At 61.1% G+C, this 17,517-nt stretch carries 20 protein-coding genes; 9 read left to right on the forward strand and 11 right to left on the reverse strand.

The genetic code is table 11. The features are described 5' to 3' along the window. Positions 1–83 precede the first annotated feature (83 nt). Positions 84–1,034 carry a LysR family transcriptional regulator gene (locus FHX14_RS24680; protein ID WP_184379294.1) on the reverse strand — a complete coding sequence of 317 codons (951 nt, stop codon included), beginning with the start codon at positions 1,032–1,034 and terminating at the stop codon, positions 84–86. Positions 1,035–1,130: 96 nt separating this feature from the next. Here FHX14_RS24680 and FHX14_RS24685 point away from each other — a divergent pair, with 96 nt between their 5' ends. The 3 genes from FHX14_RS24685 to FHX14_RS24695 all read left to right on the forward strand — a co-directional run bounded on the left by FHX14_RS24685 (position 1,131) and on the right by FHX14_RS24695 (position 4,075). Beyond that, on the forward strand, positions 1,131–1,616 hold the full coding sequence (locus FHX14_RS24685; protein ID WP_184379296.1) for a nuclear transport factor 2 family protein: 486 nt from the start codon (positions 1,131–1,133) through the stop codon (positions 1,614–1,616). 919 nt (positions 1,617–2,535) lie between these two features. Beyond that, positions 2,536–3,042 (forward strand): GNAT family N-acetyltransferase, encoded by a 507-nt coding sequence (locus FHX14_RS24690; protein WP_184379298.1) that lies wholly within the window; start codon positions 2,536–2,538, stop codon positions 3,040–3,042. 100 nt (positions 3,043–3,142) lie between these two features. Further along, entirely contained in the window at positions 3,143–4,075 is a 933-nt protein-coding gene (locus tag FHX14_RS24695; RefSeq protein ID WP_184379300.1) for an ornithine cyclodeaminase family protein, read from the forward strand. A 565-nt stretch (positions 4,076–4,640) separates the two neighbouring features. On the opposite strand, the gene dapB is transcribed toward FHX14_RS24695, so the two are convergent. Next, positions 4,641–5,411, reverse strand: a complete 771-nt coding sequence (dapB, locus tag FHX14_RS24700) for a 4-hydroxy-tetrahydrodipicolinate reductase (protein WP_184379302.1) — start codon at positions 5,409–5,411, stop codon at positions 4,641–4,643. A 142-nt stretch (positions 5,412–5,553) separates the two neighbouring features. Beyond that, the gene (locus FHX14_RS24705; protein ID WP_003593788.1) at positions 5,554–5,769 is read right to left on the reverse strand and encodes a hypothetical protein; all 216 of its coding nucleotides are present in this window, start codon (positions 5,767–5,769) and stop codon (positions 5,554–5,556) included. Between the two features lie 290 nt (positions 5,770–6,059). Between FHX14_RS24705 and FHX14_RS24710 the strand changes: the two genes are divergently transcribed. Then, positions 6,060–6,533: a VOC family protein gene (locus tag FHX14_RS24710; protein WP_184379304.1), complete on the forward strand. Its 474-nt coding sequence runs from the start codon at positions 6,060–6,062 to the stop codon at positions 6,531–6,533. Positions 6,534–6,566: 33 nt separating this feature from the next. Here the strand turns inward: FHX14_RS24710 and FHX14_RS24715 are convergent, their stop codons facing one another. Next, positions 6,567–6,968, reverse strand: a complete 402-nt coding sequence (locus tag FHX14_RS24715; protein ID WP_179613592.1) for a GFA family protein — start codon at positions 6,966–6,968, stop codon at positions 6,567–6,569. 214 nt (positions 6,969–7,182) lie between these two features. Here FHX14_RS24715 and FHX14_RS24720 point away from each other — a divergent pair, with 214 nt between their 5' ends. Then, positions 7,183–9,057 (forward strand): ABC transporter ATP-binding protein, encoded by a 1,875-nt coding sequence (locus FHX14_RS24720; protein WP_184379306.1) that lies wholly within the window; start codon positions 7,183–7,185, stop codon positions 9,055–9,057. Between the two features lie 61 nt (positions 9,058–9,118). Here the strand turns inward: FHX14_RS24720 and FHX14_RS24725 are convergent, their stop codons facing one another. Continuing rightward, positions 9,119–9,733, reverse strand: coding sequence for a LysE family transporter (locus FHX14_RS24725; protein WP_184379308.1), 615 nt, complete (start codon positions 9,731–9,733; stop codon positions 9,119–9,121). 160 nt (positions 9,734–9,893) lie between these two features. Between FHX14_RS24725 and FHX14_RS24730 the strand changes: the two genes are divergently transcribed. Together FHX14_RS24730 and FHX14_RS24735 are read left to right on the forward strand one after the other, a co-directional pair. Continuing rightward, positions 9,894–10,490, forward strand: a complete 597-nt coding sequence (locus FHX14_RS24730; RefSeq protein ID WP_184379378.1) for a demethoxyubiquinone hydroxylase family protein — start codon at positions 9,894–9,896, stop codon at positions 10,488–10,490. 28 nt (positions 10,491–10,518) lie between these two features. Beyond that, positions 10,519–11,328, forward strand: coding sequence for an alpha/beta fold hydrolase (locus FHX14_RS24735; RefSeq protein ID WP_179613595.1), 810 nt, complete (start codon positions 10,519–10,521; stop codon positions 11,326–11,328). 62 nt (positions 11,329–11,390) lie between these two features. Here the strand turns inward: FHX14_RS24735 and FHX14_RS24740 are convergent, their stop codons facing one another. The 3 genes from FHX14_RS24740 to FHX14_RS24750 form a co-directional block, all read right to left on the reverse strand. Further along, entirely contained in the window at positions 11,391–12,167 is a 777-nt protein-coding gene (locus tag FHX14_RS24740) for a phosphodiester glycosidase family protein (RefSeq protein ID WP_184379310.1), read from the reverse strand. A 22-nt stretch (positions 12,168–12,189) separates the two neighbouring features. Beyond that, on the reverse strand, positions 12,190–13,104 hold the full coding sequence (gene ubiA / locus FHX14_RS24745) for a 4-hydroxybenzoate octaprenyltransferase (protein ID WP_184379312.1): 915 nt from the start codon (positions 13,102–13,104) through the stop codon (positions 12,190–12,192). Between the two features lie 111 nt (positions 13,105–13,215). Beyond that, a complete protein-coding gene (locus tag FHX14_RS24750; RefSeq protein WP_184379314.1) occupies positions 13,216–14,043 on the reverse strand; it encodes an SAM-dependent methyltransferase in 828 nt (275 codons plus the stop codon). Positions 14,044–14,199: 156 nt separating this feature from the next. Between FHX14_RS24750 and FHX14_RS24755 the strand changes: the two genes are divergently transcribed. Next, positions 14,200–14,790 carry a TetR/AcrR family transcriptional regulator gene (locus tag FHX14_RS24755; RefSeq protein ID WP_184379316.1) on the forward strand — a complete coding sequence of 197 codons (591 nt, stop codon included), beginning with the start codon at positions 14,200–14,202 and terminating at the stop codon, positions 14,788–14,790. Positions 14,791–14,908: 118 nt separating this feature from the next. On the opposite strand, the gene FHX14_RS24760 is transcribed toward FHX14_RS24755, so the two are convergent. Both FHX14_RS24760 and FHX14_RS24765 read right to left on the reverse strand, forming a co-directional pair. Then, on the reverse strand, positions 14,909–15,082 hold the full coding sequence (locus tag FHX14_RS24760) for a hypothetical protein (protein ID WP_184379318.1): 174 nt from the start codon (positions 15,080–15,082) through the stop codon (positions 14,909–14,911). A gap of 182 nt (positions 15,083–15,264) precedes the next feature. Then, entirely contained in the window at positions 15,265–16,479 is a 1,215-nt protein-coding gene (locus tag FHX14_RS24765; RefSeq protein ID WP_184379320.1) for an argininosuccinate synthase, read from the reverse strand. Between the two features lie 124 nt (positions 16,480–16,603). Here FHX14_RS24765 and FHX14_RS24770 point away from each other — a divergent pair, with 124 nt between their 5' ends. Next, positions 16,604–17,071, forward strand: coding sequence for an Lrp/AsnC family transcriptional regulator (locus tag FHX14_RS24770; RefSeq protein ID WP_003593806.1), 468 nt, complete (start codon positions 16,604–16,606; stop codon positions 17,069–17,071). Positions 17,072–17,093: 22 nt separating this feature from the next. Here FHX14_RS24770 and FHX14_RS24775 read toward each other — a convergent pair whose 3' ends face one another. Beyond that, positions 17,094–17,399, reverse strand: coding sequence for a hypothetical protein (locus tag FHX14_RS24775; protein ID WP_167315879.1), 306 nt, complete (start codon positions 17,397–17,399; stop codon positions 17,094–17,096). Positions 17,400–17,517 lie beyond the last annotated feature (118 nt).

Raw genomic sequence — 17,517 nt, forward strand, 5'->3', positions numbered from 1 at the left:
CGCAGGCAGTCTAACCGATCTTGCCGACGCTGTCTCGGCGGCGAAATATAAGATCGATCTTGGGGGGCGCGGAATTTGCAGCCTTACGCCGCCGCCGGTTGCGTTTGCTCAAGAACACCCAGCAGCCAGGCGACGCCGGCATCCATCAAGGCGACCTTGGGCAGAGCGGCATTGATGTGAAATCGCGTGAGCTCCAGCGGCGCGTTGACGCTTTCCAATCCGAAGCGCGCCGCATGAATGGCGGCAAACCGTCTCGGCAATGCGCAGAGCAGATCGGTCTCGGCGAGGATGGCGAGGGCGAATGTGAAATTCGGCACGGTCAGCGCGACACGCCGCGCGCAGCCGTGCTTAGCCAGGGCCTCGTCGACGAAACCATGGGGATCGCCGCTGAGCGAGACGACCAGATGCTGCATCTCACAATATCTGGTCAGGCTCGGTTCGCCGGCGAAGGCATGGCCGGTGCGCATCGCCACGACGAAATCCTCCTCATAGAGCCGGCTGAGATGGAAGCGCTGCGGAATGTGCTCGGTGGGGATGACCGCGATATCGGTCAGCCGGTCGTCGAGATCGGCGAATGCGTCGCGCCATGCACGCTCCGGCGAGGTTTCCTTCGGCGCCGGCAGCAGTTGGCGGATGCCGATATCGATGCCGGGTGCGGTGCGGTGAAGCTTGTCGAGAAGCGGCGCCAGCAGCACGGCGGAAACGCCGTCCGGTGCGGCGATCGTGAAGCGGCGGGTGGAGTTTGCGGGATCAAAGGGTTCGGCGTCCGAAAGCATGCTGCGCACGCGGGCGAGCACATCGGCGATCGGTGCTGCCAGTTCCATGGCGCGCGCCGTCGGCACGACGCCCTTGGGCGCTCTGAGGAACAGTGGATCGTTCAGCAGTCGCCGCAGCCGGCCCAGCCCATGGCTGACGGCTGAAGAGGTAAGGTTCAGCTGCGCGGCGGCGCGGCCGACATGACGCTCCTCCAGCACGGCCTCGAAAAGCACGAGCAGATTGAGATCGCTGCGGGAGAGGTCAATTGGATTCAGCATATCGCTGAAATCATATCATTGGATTCAGTGTCGCTGAAGTGGGATTTGTCCTGTGGCGGGCGCAAACGGCGTTCGCAGCGCTGAAGGAGCAAGGTCATGTCATTCCCATCCAGTTCAATGCCGGCCGAGAGTTCCATCGCCGAAAAGGCGTGTGCGGAGCTCATCTGCCGCACGGCCGAGGCGAATGCGGCGCTGATGCGCGGCGACATCGATGCATACCGCGTCTTGAACCCGCACGCGGCCGATTACACGCTGATGTCGCCATTCGGCGGGCGACCGACGCATGAGGCAGAGTTGACGCGGGAGCGCTGGCAGGCGATCGGCCGTTTCTTCGCCAACGGTACCTTCGAACAGGAGGTCGTGCAGGCTTATGCATCAGCCGACATGGTTGTCCTTGCCGTCATCGAACGATGCCGGGTGGAGGTCGGCGGTCTGCCGATGCAGGACTGGCCGTTGCGCGTTACCCTGGTTTATCGCCGCGAGGGCGCAGAATGGCGGTTGGCGCACCGCCATGCCGATCCTCTCGCCAAGGGTATCAGCCTGGAACAGGCAAGTGTTTTGGCGCGGGGTGAGGCATTGTGACGCCAGCCGACGCGCATCTTTGACGAACTGCACCCCGCGAATTCCGGGGGGGAGATGGCAGGATTGAGCGGCAGCCGACGTTGACATGCGCGTCTCGCCTTTGCCGGGATGGCCAAGATAAATCGAGCAGTGCGGGAGATGTTTCCTGTGACTCGCCAATAACTATCTTATTATGCGTGGTTCATTTCTGAATTTTACTGGTTTCATCTAAAATCTATTGCCTTTTATTCAAGTATCATTCAATGATGCGGAAATATCATTCGCGCCGCTGTCAAGGCCGCTCTGCCAATCAGCGAGGGATATGCACTGAAGTATTTCGTTCTCTATACGCTGATTTGCATGGTGGTCGGGATAGTTCTTCTCGTCATTGTCCGTCAGACTGCCCCCTTCAAGCTGGACAAACCGAGCGATCAAACGACCGAGTGGTCAGCCGATGGATCGGCGACGGGGTCCACCGATCAGCCGGATAATCTGGTTGTACGGTCGACGCGCGAGCCGGCGACCGAGCGACCGGCCGTCCGGCCGTCCAATCAATGGGACCTGCGGCCAACGAACCAGCCGACGGACGGGGAACCCTCGGGCGTCCGGAAGGGCGGCCGGGTGGGAACCCCGGCGCAGTAATTGCAGCCGGAGCCTGCCTCGTCCTTCGAGGCCTCTCAGAATGAGGCTTTCTGGGGTGCGGCATCTTCCGCCATCCTGAAGCGGAGCCTCGAAGGACACGCTCCAGCATTTCCCCTGCATTCTTCCGCCGCCCGCGCATCCTGTCTTCGGGACCCCTTGCGGGCTATCTCGGGATGGGCTCTTCCAGGCGTTGGCGCGAGGCGGGTGCAATAGGGGCCGGATTTCAGTCATCGTCTCCGCTTGCATCGGCCGGAACACACTGTCATGACGACAGCTGAGATATCCGGGAGGTCTCCGAATGGATGCAAGCGGCGTAACGATCAGGCACATCCAGGCAGGCGAGGTGGAGGCCTTCCGGCGCATCCGTCTGGAAGCGCTTCGCACCGAACCCGCCTCCTTTGCCAGCCGCTACGAAGACTGGGCGGCTCTTTCCCTGGATGAGTGGCGCAACCGCCTGAGCGAGCCGGTTTTCATTGCGTTTCAGGGCGGTGAGCCCGTCGGTATCATGGGCCTGCTCCGCCAGCGGTCGAGCAAGATGGCCCATCGGGCGACGATCATCATGGTCTACATCGGAAGGAGCCTGCGCGGCACCGGTCTTGCCGAGAGGCTTCTTGATGTCGTTGTCGATCATGCGCGCGATATCGGCATCCGGCAGCTCGAACTCTTCGTCAGCGCGGAGAACGCGGCGGCGATCCGGTTCTATACGCGGCAGGGTTTCTCCGAGGTCGGCCGGATCCCTGCCGGGGTTCTGGAAGAGGGCAGGGAGATCGACGACGTCATCATGGCCCGCCGTCTGGTCGATTAGGCCTCGCGCGAAATTGTAGCGCATTTGCTCTACCTGATCTATTGACCTCAAGCACGGTTGGGGTGGGAGGATGCCGACACAAGCTGGTAGAGGTTCGCCCGTGACGAAAATATTGAGAGACGAGGATCTGGCCGACAATGCGTTGATGGGTGTTGCTATCGATGCGCTCGAGACCGCTTTTCTTGCGAGAGCCGGCAATCGGCTGGTCTCTCCGCCCCGGCATCATGTGTCCTTTCCCGATCGAGGCGATCTCGTCTTCACCGTCGGCGGCATGCTTGGCGACAAACCGCTTGCGGGTTTTCGCGTGTACGAAACATTCGACGGGGTAGAGCATTCGCAGATCGTCGCGGTGTGGTCGGCCGACGATGCCAGGCTCAAGGGCATCGTTCTCGGTGAGCGCCTCGGCAACCTCAGGACCGGGGCCATCGGAGGTCTCGCCGTCCGCCATCTCAGCGCGCCCGGCGCCAGGATCGTCGGGATCATCGGCAGCGGAGCGCAAGCGCGAACCCAGCTTGCCGCAGCCGCCGCCGTTCGAAAACTGGACCGCGCCCGCGTTTACAGCCGCGACGAGAACAATCGCGCCGCCTTCGCAAGCGAGATGCAGCACACCCTGGGGCTGGAGGTGGAGCCCGTCGAAAGCGTGTCAGAAGCTGTTTATGAGGCAGATATCGTCATTTGCGCGACGGCGAGCCAAGCGCCTGTCCTCCATGCGCGCGATCTGAAGCCCGGCGTCCACGTCAACACCGTCGGCCCGAAAATGCTTGAGGGATACGAACTCGGTCTTGATATCGCGGACGCCGCTGCCGTGATCGCGACGGATTCTCCCGAACAGACCCGGGCTTACGCTTCGCCCTTTTTCCTCGCCGGTTGCGGCAACGAGGATCGCATGGCCGACCTTGCCAACATCATTGCCGGGAAAGCCGCCGGGCGGGGATCGCCTGAGGATATAACGCTATTTTGCTCCGTAGGTCTTGCCGGGACCGAAGTCGTTGTCGCCTCTGCGATCCTCGATAGGGTGGGCGTGCCGGTGTAGGTTTTGATTCAGGGGTGGGCGTCAAGCCTTTGTTTTAACGCAGGTATGGTTGAGGCGGGAGGCAGAGACAGGGAGACGCCAAATGAAAGGGCGCAGCATCCTCCCACGTCCCTTATGCTGACACGCGCAGCCCGTAGGCGGAGCCTCGAAGGACACAACAGCGCTGCTCCTTGCTCCTATCTTGTGTCGGCGCGCCCGCCTCGTCCTTCGAGGCCCCCACGGGGCACCTCAGGATGAGGCTCTCTTTGGGGCTGGCGCGAGCGGAGGGGTAACCGTTGCCGGGGCAAACCCACGGCAATTCACCGCCTGTTCTTGGGCCGCGGCATCCTCCGTCGTCCCTCATCCTGAGGTGCGCAGCCCGATAATAGGGCGGAGCCTCGAAGGACACGCCGCAGCGCTGCTTCTCGCATCATCCACGCTGGCGCAGCCGCCTCGTCCTTCGAGGCCCCTGCGGGGCACCTCAGGATGAGGCTCTCTAGAGGGCTGGGCGCAACCAGGGACGCGCTTAGACTTTGATTCAAGAACGCACTTCAAGCCTCCGTTTACCCTGTCTCTTCGCCCTTTCTCAGGCCAGATCCAGGACATCCTGCATGCTGTATTCGCCTGCTGTGCGTCCCGCGACCCAGCGAGCGGCGGCAAGTGCGCCGCGGGCGAACATGCCGCGGTCGAGCGCCGAATGCGAAAGTGTCACGACTTCCTCGGCGGCGGCAAACAGCACACTGTGTTCTCCGACGAGCCCGCCGGCGCGCAGGACGGCGAAGCCGATTTCGCCGGGCCGCCGTTCGCCGGTGATGCCGTCGCGGCCGCGCCGCTCGACGGCGGCGAGGGAGACGCCTCGGCCTGCGGCGGCTGCCTCACCGAGCATCAGCGCCGTGCCGGACGGCGCGTCGATCTTCCTGTTGTGATGGGCTTCGAGAATTTCGATATCCCAGCCCTGCGCGGGAAGGGCGCGCGCGGCCTGGGCGACGAGGCCGAGCAGCATATTCAGGCCGATGGAGAAATTGCCGGAGCGCAGGATCGGAATCGTCCGGGCGGCCTCCGTGATCCGTTCGAGTTCGTCCGGTTCGAAACCCGTCGCCCCAATTACCAGGGCCGGTCCGCCGGCCGAGGCGCACAAGCCGGCAAGTTCAGCGGCGGCACGTCCTGTGGTGAAATCCAGGATCACGTCGGCGGCGGCGATCGCAGCCGAACGGTCGATCAGCCCTCCACCGATGGAGCCGGGACGAGCGATGCCGCCGACGACTGCAAAAGCCGGATCGGCCGCCAACAGCGGCAGGGTGGCGCGACCCATGCGGCCGTTCGCGCCGGCGACCGCTATTTTGATTGGTGGCGTCACAGTTTTTCCTTGCTGCGGTATTCCGATGGAGGGGCTGTCTTCATCCGGCGTTCGCGCCGGAGAAGGGATTTGCACCTACCGCACTTCCGCTCCCGGCGCAAAGTGGGGATCTCCTCAGGCCGTCCCCGTGAACGGCTGGCCCTTACCAGTTGCCGGGATCGGCGGTGTGATCGATGCTGGCGAATTCATCCGCCTTTTCCCGATCCAGCTTCACCTCCATGGTCACGCTTGTTTCGTCGGTGACCGCGTAGCGGTCAGGGACCGATCCTTTTGATAGTTCCTGGTACATGAGCAAGGCAGCCTCTTCGGCGGTATCGGCCTCGATCTCCCGGGTGAGGGTAACGGTGAATCTATGCATGGTTCGGCCTTTCGATCGGCGCGCTTGCGATGCGCAGCTTACGCAGTCTGACACGAGTTTTGTGGCAAGGACACAAAAAGCGTATCGCTTAGAATTTGATTCATGCGATGGTTTCAGGTTCTTGTTTTTATGGATGTCGCGGTCACGGCGTCTTCTGCTATCGCGCTTTTGGTCAGTTGGCAGGGCGCGGCGATCGCCGCCGGGAAATTGTTTCGGTGGGCTGGAGAAACCCGGATTGCTTCTTATTTCACCGAGGGAATTCGAAACGAAAAGCGAAAAGGACCCGCGCAATGGCAAAGAACACGATCTGCGTATGGTACGACAAAGACGCCGAGGCGGCGGCCCGCTTTTATGCGGCGACGTTTCCCGACAGTGCCGTCGGCGCCGTCATTCGGGCACCGGGAGATTATCCGGATGGCAAGCAGGGCGACGTATTGGTCGTTGAGTTCACCGTGGCGGGTATTGCCTGCATCGGCCTGAACGGGGGGCCTACGTTTAAACACAGCGAGGCTTTCTCGTTCCAGATCGCAACCGACGATCAGGAGGAAACCGATCGCTACTGGAACGCCATCGTCGGCAATGGCGGCCAGGAAAGCGAGTGCGGCTGGTGCAAGGATAAATGGGGTGTGTCCTGGCAGATCACGCCGCGCGTCCTCTCCGAAGCGCTGGCGGCAGGTGGGGGGCAGGCAAAGCGGGCTTTCGATGTGATGATGACGATGAGGAAGATCGATGTCGCAGCGATCGAGGCGGCCCGGCGCGGCTGAGGGGTCTGCCCGAAGCCAAGAGATATCAGGCTGTCAGAACCAGAGGTCGCGCACGCAGCGCCCTTTGGTGGGAAGATCTTCGAAGGTGTCCAAGCCGTCGAAATGATCGATGGGCAGATCGGCGACGAGATCCGGCGGCGCAAGCCGCATGTTGACCGCCATGCGCCGGCGACCATCCTTTTGAAGCCGCAGGCCGCGCCAGCTCAAGACGCAGGCGCAGGATGGGCAGAACAAGATTTCGAGGGACGATGTCTCCCGGCCGGAACGGGTATAGGAGGCGGTTTCTCCGCTGAGCGCGATACGCTCTCCTTCGTAATCATAGGCCCAGAGAGTGCCGTAGCGGCGGCAGAGGGTGCAGTTGCAGGCGGTGACCGAGCCGGGATCGCCTTCGAGCGTCCAGCTTGCCTTGCCGCAATGACATGAGCCCGTCAGCATGAGTGTTCGTTCAATCTGCTGTTTCTTCAGGTGCATCCTGCCCCAATCGCGAGGCGATCGCAATTGGGCTTTTAAGCGCCTCGCTTCCCTCCGCTCGCTAGCCCGTTTGGTCAACTTATGAAATTTCTGGTTGAGATGGCGGCCGAAAGATGATCCCCTGCGACTTGGCGCAGCCGAGTCCACGCTTCATCCCAATTTTTGATCCGAGCGGCCCATGTCGATTTCCGATGCGATCTACCGTCCCTTCGAAACCTGGATCCGGCCGCTCGACATTCCGTACCGGCCGCTGCCTTCCAAGGGGCCTGCGGCCGTCCTTCTGCACTTCATTTCGATGTTTCGAGGCGTTCTCATCGCTTTGGCGCTTTCTTCGATGGCGATCGAAGCAATCAACCTCACGATCGTCTGGGGGCTTTCGGTCATTGTCGACGGTGTGACTCAAAAGGGCGCGCCTGCTTTCCTGAACAGTGAATGGCCGCTGCTTGCCTTCCTCGGCCTCCTGATCTTTCCAGCCATGCCAATCGCCTCGTTTCTTCTCAACACTTTCAATTCGCATACGCTCGGCGTCGGTATGCCTGCCGCCATCCAGTGGCAGGGTCACAAGGCGGTGGAGCGGCAGGATCTGGCTTTCTTTCACGATGTTTTTGCCGGACAGGTCTCCTCGCGCCTGTCGCAAGTGGCGTCCTCCGTCCAGCAGCAGATCGTTGTCGCCTTCCAGGCCATTCCGCGCTTCCTGTTGCAGATGGTCGGTTCCGTGCTCTTGCTGGTGAGTTTGTCCTGGCAGCTTGCCCTGCCGGTCGTCATCTGGATCGCGCTCAATGTAGCGCTCGCCATCAGGATGGCGCCGGTCTTCACTGAGCGTTCGCGGCGCACCGCCAAGCAGCGCAGCCTCGTCGCCGGTGCTATTACCGATCTCTACACCAACATGCAGATGATCAAGCAGTTTGCGGCTGAAGACAGCGAAGCGGGTGCCATCCGCCGCATCATCCAGAAATCCGTGCAGACGCAGCACAAGGAGCAACGCATCTACCGCACGTCGGAATTGATCGTCGTGGCGCTCAACATGATGCTGTGGCTCGCCATGCTTTCGATCGGCTTTTCCGGGCTCATCAACGGCTTTCTCACGGTCGGCGAGTTCGTCGGCGCGGTCTATATCCTGCACCGGCTGTCCGGGCACACCTTCACTTTCTTGCAGATGGGACAGCAGATCTTCCAAGCGATCGGCACGATCAAGGACGCCATGCCGGTCATGACGACGCCGCCGACCATCACCGACCGGCCGGATGCGTCAAGTCTCACGGTCAGCCGCGGGGAGATCCGCTTCGAAAAAGTCCACTTCGCCTACAAGTCGGGCAAGCCGGTCATCGATGCGTTGTCGCTGACGGTGCGGCCCGGCGAAAAGGTGGGCCTGGTCGGCCTCTCCGGCGCCGGCAAGACCACGCTCGCAAATCTGCTCCTGCGCTTCTACGACATCGGCGACGGCGCGATCCTGATCGACGGGCAGGACATTCGGGCGGTCACGCAGTCGAGCCTTCGCCGCGCCATCGGGGTCATCGCGCAGGATGTCGCGCTGCTGCACCGGTCGGTCGGCGATAATATCCGCTATGGCCGGCCGGAGGCGACGCGGGACGAGATCGAAGAGGTGGCGAAGATGGCAAGCGCCGATGCCTTCATTGCCGATCTTACCGATGGCGAAGGCCGCAAAGGTTATGACGCTTTCGTCGGCGATCGCGGCATCAAGCTTTCCGGCGGCCAGCGGCAGCGTGTCGCTATCGCTCGCGTTCTCCTGAAAGACGCACCGATCCTGGTACTGGACGAGGCGACCTCGGCGCTCGACAGCGAATCCGAAGCCGCCATCCAGGAGAGGCTGAACCTCGTCATGGAGGGAAAGACGGTGATCGCCATCGCGCACCGCCTCTCGACCATCGCCAGGATGGACCGGATCGTCGTGCTCGATCACGGGCGGATCGTGGAAGAGGGCAGGCCGGACGAGCTGGTCGAACGCGATGGCCTGTTTGCCCGTCTTTGGAAACGCCAGACCGGCGGCTTCATTCCCGAAGACATCGATGAACCGGCTTCGCCTGCGACCTGACGAGCGATGTCGTTGCCGCAAAGCCGCTGCACGGTTTTGCGCGACGTGCTTTCGGATGCCGTCAGCGAACCAAGAGTAGGCGGCCGCCGATCAAGATCAGCGCGGCGCCCATCACGCGCTCGATGCTGGCCTTGAAGCGCAGGAAGCCGGCGGAAACGCGCGGGTTCGAAAAGAAAAAGGCCAGGCCGCAATACCAGAGGGCCGAAAGAAGGAAGCACGTCAGGGCGATGACGCAATAGAGCCAGACGGGCGCTTGTGTGGGGATGACAAGCGCAAAGATACTGCCGAAGAAAGCCACCGATTTCGGATTGGTCATGCTGACGACGTAAGCGCGGCGCATGGCGGAGCGCCAAGAGACTTCGCTCGGTCCCGTCGGGTTCAAGGGCTTGGACGCGTTGCGGATCATCTTCAGGCCCAGCCAGATCAGATACAATGCGCCGACAACCTGCAACATCATATGCAGCCATTCGAAATGGGTCAGCAGAAAACCGAGCCCCGCCATCGCCATGATGGCCCAGGTCAGGGATGCGATCGCAAGTCCGAGACCTGCGAAGAGCCCGGCAGCGCGCGATACCGTCATGCTTGTGTTGGTGACGATGATGAAATTCGGCCCGGGGCTGACGAGGGAGGCGATGTAGACGCTGACGAGCAATGCGAGCGAATTGATATAGTCCATCCGGCTTTCCTACGTTGCTGGCCCGAGCCTATGCGAGGCCGGTGGCTTTTGAAAGGGCTTCTCACTCACGGGCTGCCGGGCCCGTCCGTTGCGGCACCCCTTGACGATCACGGCGGCAATCCTGCCTACTGCCGGCAAGGGAACCGGGGGCAGAGTGGTTATGATCAATCCGCCGAGCAACGCGGGAATGCGCGACCCCGATGTCACCGTCCGTCGCATTCTCAAGGTCAACCATGCGGGCGAGTTCGGCGCCATCAGGATCTATGGCGCCCAGATCCTGATGGCCCGGCGGCTGTTTCCCGGCATCGTGCCGGCGCTGGAAGAAATGCGTGAGGACGAAATCGAGCATTGCCGGCTGTTTCGCGAGGCAATGCCTGCAAGGCGCGCCAGGCCCTGTCGCGTCATGGCCTTCTGGAGCCTCGGCGGTTCCGTGCTCGGCATGCTGACGGCGCTTGGCGGGCGCAACATGATCTGGATCTGCACAGAGGCGGTGGAAAGCACGGTCCATCGCCATCTCGAAGACCAACTGGCTTTCCTTGCCCAGCGTGATCCCGAGCTTCACGCCCTCATCGCGTCGATCCAGGAACAGGAGCTGGCGCATCTGAGGAAAGCCGAAGACAGCCAGAAGAGACGGGGCCTGCGCCACGCCTTGCTGCTGCCCGTCATCGGTGCCCTGACCGACGTGATGATCTGGCTCTCCACCTGGGGAGACTCGAGCTGGATGCGGGCCGAAATGACGCGTGCGGGGAGGGGATAGGCTTTGATGGGTCAGTTCAGAGGAAGTGATGGCCGAAGAAGAAACGGTAAGCTTTGAGGTCGGTGGGTGTCGTGTTGTCGGAACATTGTGTCTGGCAGCCTCGGAAAACGCACCGATTGTCGTGCTTCTCCATGGGTTCGGAGGAACGCGGCACGAACTTATGATTTCTCACACCGGCACCGGTATCCTGGCTCATACGGCGGAGAAACTCGCATCTCTGGGTTTTTCGAGCCTCAGGATTGACTTTCGAGGTGTCGGCGAAAGCGGCGGACATTTTCAAGACACCACGTATAATCGCCAGGTCGAGGATTGCATCGCTGCGATGGACTTCGTCAGCGATCTGCTGTCGGCTGGTCCAAATGCGATATTTCTGCTGGGATGGAGCCAGGGTGGGCTGGTTGCTGCTGTGGCGGCGGGCCGTACAAATCGACCAGCGGCGGTCGCGCTCTGGGCTCCCGTCGGCGAACCGAAAGTTTCCTTTCCAGCCTTGATCGGGCGCGATGTGTATGAACGGGCGCTCGCAAGCCGATCGCCTACCAATGTCCAGATGCCGTGGGGCGTATCGCTAACCCTCGGGCATGAATTCTTTGCCGACGTCGAAAATCTGGATCCGTTGGACGAGATTGCCAACTATCGTGGACGGGTTTTTATTGCGGAAGGTAGTCTGGATACTGCTATTCCTCTGGGAACGGCGGCAAAATTCGCTCAAGCGCACAAGGGTGCATACCAAGTTTGGGAGGCTCCGATGGATCACATTTTCAACACTTCTGAGAACGTCGAGGTGCTGGACAAGCTGATCACCGCCACGGCACGGTTTTTCGGTGCGCGACCGATTTGAGGTGAATCAAGATGCGGTACGCGGCTCGATGCCCCTTCGATCCAGGCGGATTTCCTCGGCCACTATTCGACAAGCCCGAGCATCGGGCCGTAGCCGCCGTGCCAGGAGCGGTCGTTGCGGCCCATCGCCGGATGGTACAGCCCGACGCCGTTTCCACCGTCGAGGAACAAGGCGTCGGGGCATTGCAGCTGATCGCGGAAGAGCCGTGCGAAATCGTGGAAATTCACTCCATCTTCGCTGATCGCCAAGCGAACCGTGCCCGCCGCGCAGACGCCGATACCGCTTCGGCGGGTTCGATCCGTCGAGCCGGGGATGAAAATCGGGTTCAGCTTGTCGGCGATGACAAGCATCGGACCGGACTGCGTGGCGAACCGCACCTTCTGCGCACGCTTCAGAAATTCATCGGTTGGCAGTATGCCGGCGCCGGTTTCACCAAGAAAGAATACGCCGTTCGGCTTCTTGTAGAAATTCGGCACCTGGCCGGCGGAGCTTTCGGCCTTTGCGGTATTGGCGGGTTTCAATTCCCTGGCGTTCTCGACATACAGCCCCATCGGCGAAAAATCCGCCCGGTACATGCCGGCATTGACGGCCAGCGCCAGCGTCTTGCCTTCTGCGCCAACGGCTTCGGCAAGGCTTGAAAAAGTCCGGTAAGGCTCGCCATCGGCGCCCTTCCAGAACAGGCGCAGGTCGGATTTCCCCGTTTGCAGGGTGCAGACGACGTATTTCGCCTCTTCGAAAGTCTCCTGGTCGCATTGCTCGGCATGGGCCTGATGCAGGGGTGTCATCGTTGCTACCAGCATCATGGTGGCAGCGAACGCGGCTTGTTTGAAATAGGTCATCGGCGTCACGTCCTCGAGCTGTCTACCATGTGCCCGACAGAGCCGCGCCGGCGAGCAGCACGCCTGTCAGGATATTGGCGAGGAACAGGCGATAATTCAGGTCAGGGCGGGCAAGGTCGATCCGCCGGGTCTGCCAGGCAAGGTGGGCTGCGATCACCAGCATTCCGATTGCATAAGGTGGCGACATCTCCAACAGCCAGCCCCCCAGCGACCACGCCGCAACGGCCAGAGCATAGAACAAGCCGATCCACAACTTGCCGCGCCGGCCGAACAGGCTTGCCGTCGATTTCAAGCCGAGGCGGGTGTCATCCCTGACATCGACATAGGCATAGACCGTATCATAGCCGATCTGCCAGGCGACGGCCCCGGCCCACATCAGCACAGCGCCGGCCGGGATATGGCCGGCAATTTCGGCCCATGCCATCAGCATGCCCCAATTGAACGCCGCGCCCAGCACGGCCTGGGGCCAGTGGGTGAAGCGCTTGCAGAGCGGATAGACAAAGACGAGCGGCAGAACCGATATTGCGATCAAACGCGTGTAAGGCGTCAGGAAAAACAGAAGCGAGGCCGCGAGCATGAGTTCGGCGACCAGAAAGACGAAGGCCTGCAGCGTGCCGATATCTCCGCTTGCAAGCGGCCGAAAACGGGTCCGCTCAACGTGAGCGTCAAAGTTCCGATCCGCGATGTCGTTGACCGTGGAGCCGGCGCTTCTCATCAGCAGGGCGCCGAGAGAGAAGATCACGAGTTCACCGAGGTCCGGCAGGCCGCGCGATGCCTGGATGAGGGCAGCCCAGCACGGGAAAAGCGTCAGCCATATTCCGACCGGCCGATCCAGCCGCGCCAGTCGCGTATATGGCCGCCATGCGGCCGGCAATCGGCGATCCACCCAGTCGCCATAGTGGATGTCGCTGAGATCGGGATGGCTCGAAGTCATCATGAGAGAATCCAAACTTCCTGTCGCAGCGGCCGGGATGGCGACGGCCAGAATAGGAATTTTTGCAAGCGGATCAACGGCTGTCTGCAGCGAACGACAGCCTTGGGTCCGTTCCTATTTGTCGGCGAATACGACATGGGGACCAGCGCCGCGATCGGGCGCATCTGCGGGCAGGCCGAAACGTTTGGCCATTTCGGTCGGGCCGATATCCTCCAGAGATCGGAAGCCTAGGCTCAGCAATCGGTCCGCAAGCTGTTTGGGATCGAAATGCGTCAGCCATGGTTCGCCGGCTGCGGCCGTGCGCGCTCCCATTTCCTCGGCGCGGGCTCGGCGTTCCGCCGGATAGTTCTCCAAGGGTTCGCTGTAGTCAAAGACGATGGACGAACTCGGCAGGCCGGCGACGAAGCGCAGCAGGGCAAAGACCGATGGTTCCGTGAGATAGGGCACGACGCCAAGCCAGATGAAGAAGGAGGCCGTTTCGAGTTCGAAACCGCAATCGGCGAGGCGCATTCCGAGATCTTCCTGCTCGAAATCGACGGGAACGAATGTCGGCAGATTTTGCGTCAGGCCTATCTCGCTGAGCCGCATCTGCTTCCAGCTCTGCGTGGCTGGGTGGTCGACTTCGAAGACCTTCAGGCCGGCATGAGGATTGCGCAGTGCGAAGGTGTCGAGCCCGGCGCCGAGGATGACGGCCTGCCTCACGCCCTTGGCGACGGACAGGGCAAGGCAATCTTCGGCATATCGGCTTCGCGCCGCCATGAAGAGGCGAAAGGACCGCGTGGAGGGAACCTCGGCCTTCAGATCGGCTTCGGCGCTTGCTTCCTCGCCGAGAATCCGGCGGGCATAGGGATCTCGGAAGATGGCGCCGCCATCCACGTTCTGATGTGCGGCTCTATAGGCTGCCGCGCCAATCGCGGTGCGGCTTGGTTCCGTTGCTCGCATGAAAGCCTCTTTATCTGTAAACCTGGACCTTGTTGCCACCACCCGGACTGTGGCCTGGACATTGGAGGATGCTGTCCTGATCGCGATCTTCATTCGTCGGAGCTTGTCATTGCGAGCAAAGTAGAACATGATTTTAACGATGTAAAGATTGGAGATATGACCACGGACAAAGGACCGACCCGCTATCATCACGGCAATCTGCGCCCGACGCTGCTGTCGGTGGCGCGGGCGCTTCTGGAGGAGGGAGGCCCGGCTGCGCTGAGCCTGCGGGAGATCGGCCGCCGCGCCGGCGTCTCAGCTCCGGCGGCGTATCACTATTTCAACAGTCTGGATGCCATTGCGGCGGCGCTCGCCGAACAAGGGTTTGCCGAACTCGGCGAAAGCATCGATGCTGCCTTGGCCGGTTCCCGGCGCCACCTGCTTGCCGGTGGCATCGCCTATGTCGCCTTTGCCCGTTCGAACCCCGGTCTCTACCGGCTGATGTTCGGGGAGGGGTTTCAAGCCTATTCCAAAGGCAATGAGGAAATACGCACCCTGCGGATGCGGGTCTACCGGCAGATGAAGGACGACCTGGAAAAGCGCCTGACGCCGGGCGACGTGCCGAACGCCGCGCTCTTCCTCTGGTCGCTGACGCACGGCCTGGCCCTGCTGACGATAGACGGCCAGGTCGAAGCGGGAGCCGATCCCGATGCGAAGGTCGAGGAAATCCTGAAGCTCGTCGGCATGGGATTGCCTGCAGTTAGATAGGCTCTTATCGACGCGCTCGGCTCATCCATCTCCACATGGGTTAATCCGGCCGGATTGCTTCAATATGTGCGTGAGCGAAAGGCACGGACATCGGGCAAGGAGCCCGAACATTCGATCCCTACCAGGCCGTACGGGCAGTGCCGAGTGCTGTTGTATGCCAGGAGGATACCTGCGCGATATGCGCTTTGAGCGACACGACGCAGTTTCCCGGAAAACTGAGTTTGTGCATCGTCAAGTGCTTCAGCAATGCCTCCGCATCGCGCTTCTCGGTAAGCGGAAATGTCACAGTCATGCGAGTTCCTCCAACGAACACAGTGAGCATCTGATATAGCTAATGTCTAAATTCTTTTGCGCCGCAACAAGAAAATTTTAATGATAAAATTAAAATCGATTAGTTTTTTCAGTGCGTATTTTTAAGATCGTTTAAAATCGGATTCGGGTCGTGGCTGCCAACGCGCGGACGCAAAGCTGGGCTCATCTGCCGTTGCGGGCTGCCCAGCTCTTGAGCCGCAATCCGTTGAGTTTGATGAAACCTTCGGCGTCGTGATGGTCATAGGCGACGGCGCTTTCCTCGAAGGTGACGAGGTCGGCGGAATAGAGCGAGTAGGGCGAGGTGCGGGAGATGACCGTAGCGCTTCCCTTATAGAGCCGTACCGTCACTTCGCCGCTGACGAAGTCCTGGCTCCGGTCGATCAGAGCCTGCAGCATGTCCCGCTCGGGAGAGAACCAGAAGCCGTTGTAGATCAGCTCGGCGTAGCGGGGCATGATCTCATCCTTCAGGTGTGCGGCGGCACGATCGAGCGTGATCGATTCAATGCCTCGATGCGCCGCAAGCAGGATCGTGCCTCCCGGCGTCTCGTAGACGCCTCGCGACTTCATGCCGATGAAGCGGTTTTCGACGAGATCGAGCCGCCCGACGCCGTGCCGGCCGCCGAAGCTGTTGAGCTCGGTGAGCAAGGCAGCGGGTGTCATGGCCTGCCCGTTCACGGATACGGGGTCGCCGTTTTCGAAGCCGATGGTCACGGTCTCGGGGGTATCGGGCGCATCGACGGGGTCGACCGTGCGCTGATAGATGTATTCGGGCGCAACCTCGGCCGGATCTTCGAGGATTTTGCCTTCGGTGGACGTGTGCAGCAGGTTGGCGTCCATCGAGAAGGGCGCTTCACCGCGCTTGTCCTTCGGCACCGGGATGCGATGCATCGCGGCATATTCCAGAAGCTGCATGCGGGAGCGGATGTTCCATTGGCGCCAGGGAGCAATGACCTTAATCGACGGATCGAGCGCATTGACGGCAAGTTCGAACCGGACCTGGTCATTGCCCTTGCCCGTCGAGCCGTGGGCAACGGCATCAGCACCGACTTGCCGGGCTATGGCGACCAGATGCCTGGCAATCAGCGGCCGAGCGATCGAGCTGCCGAGCAGATACTGCCCCTCATAAAGCGTGTTGGCGCGCAGCATCGGAAAGACGAAGTCGCGAACGAATTCCTCCCTGAGATCGACGATACGGATGTCCTTGACCCCCAACATTGCCGCCTTCGCCCGCGCCGGCTCAAGCTCCTCGCCCTGCCCGAGATCGGCGGTGAAGGTCACGACCTCGCATCCGTAGGTCTCCTGCAGCCATTTGAGGATGATCGAGGTATCCAAGCCGCCGGAATAAGCGAGCACGATTTTATCTATCTGTCTTGCCATCAGCCGTCTCCACATCAATGCTTGCAACGATAGGCTACGTATTGCGCAATGAGCTTGCGAAGAATCCTCGAAATTGCGATCGTTTGGCATATGATGCCACTATAGAAGAGGCTTGAGCTATAAAATGCCGGTAATCCTCGACGCGATCGATCGCCATATCCTGCGCGTGCTTCAGCGCGACGGGCGCATTTCGAATGTCGAACTGGCAAAGGAAGTGGGGCTGTCGCCTTCGCCGTGCCTGCGCCGCGTGCGGCTGCTCGAGGAGGCGGGGATCATCGATCGCTATGTTGCGGTGCTGGACCCGGCAAAGGTCGGGGCGGGGCTGACGGTTTTTGCCCGCGTATGGTTCAAGACCCAGGATGCCGAGGTGACGCTGCGCTTCGGCGAAGCTGTCAAGCGGTTTCCCGAGGTGATGGAATGCTACCTGACGACAGGAGAATGTGATGCCGTGCTGCGGATCGTCACCGCCGATCTTCACAGCTATTGGCGTTTCCAGGCCGACCACCTGACCCGCATTCAGAGCGTGCTCAGCGTCAAGACCGATGTGCCGATGGAAACGCTGAAGCGAAGCTACGAGCTGCCATTGCGATAGGCGCGCGTGGCGCATCACACGCTCATCTACGACTTCCCATCGACTGGGAGGCCTGGCTGCGCAGCGCCGATGTCCGGGATGTCGATCCGACGAGCGGGCTGACCTTCGATTCAGCAAAATTCGCTGTCGAATCCGCGATGCGGGTGAGGGCGCGATGCTCGGGCGCATGATGCTTGTAGCAGCCGACCTTGCGGCGGGACGGCTGGTCAGGCCTTTCAAACAGGCGCTCAAATCCTTTCGCGGTAATTCCTGGTCTATCCGCCGCGGGGTGATCAAGCAGCGCAAAATCAGGGCATTTCGGGATTAACTGCTTACCGAGATTGGTCATTCCGGGAAGGTAGAATGATCTGTTTATGGGGAAACCGCGAATCTACTTAAATTGACCCAAGTCATTAACAGGTTGTGGAGCGCTCTCCGTTATTCACTGTGCGTTGTGTTTTTGCGCG

The sequence above is a fragment of the Rhizobium sp. BK619 genome (assembly GCF_014195245.1).
Taxonomy (GTDB): Bacteria; Pseudomonadota; Alphaproteobacteria; order Rhizobiales; family Rhizobiaceae; genus Rhizobium; species Rhizobium acidisoli.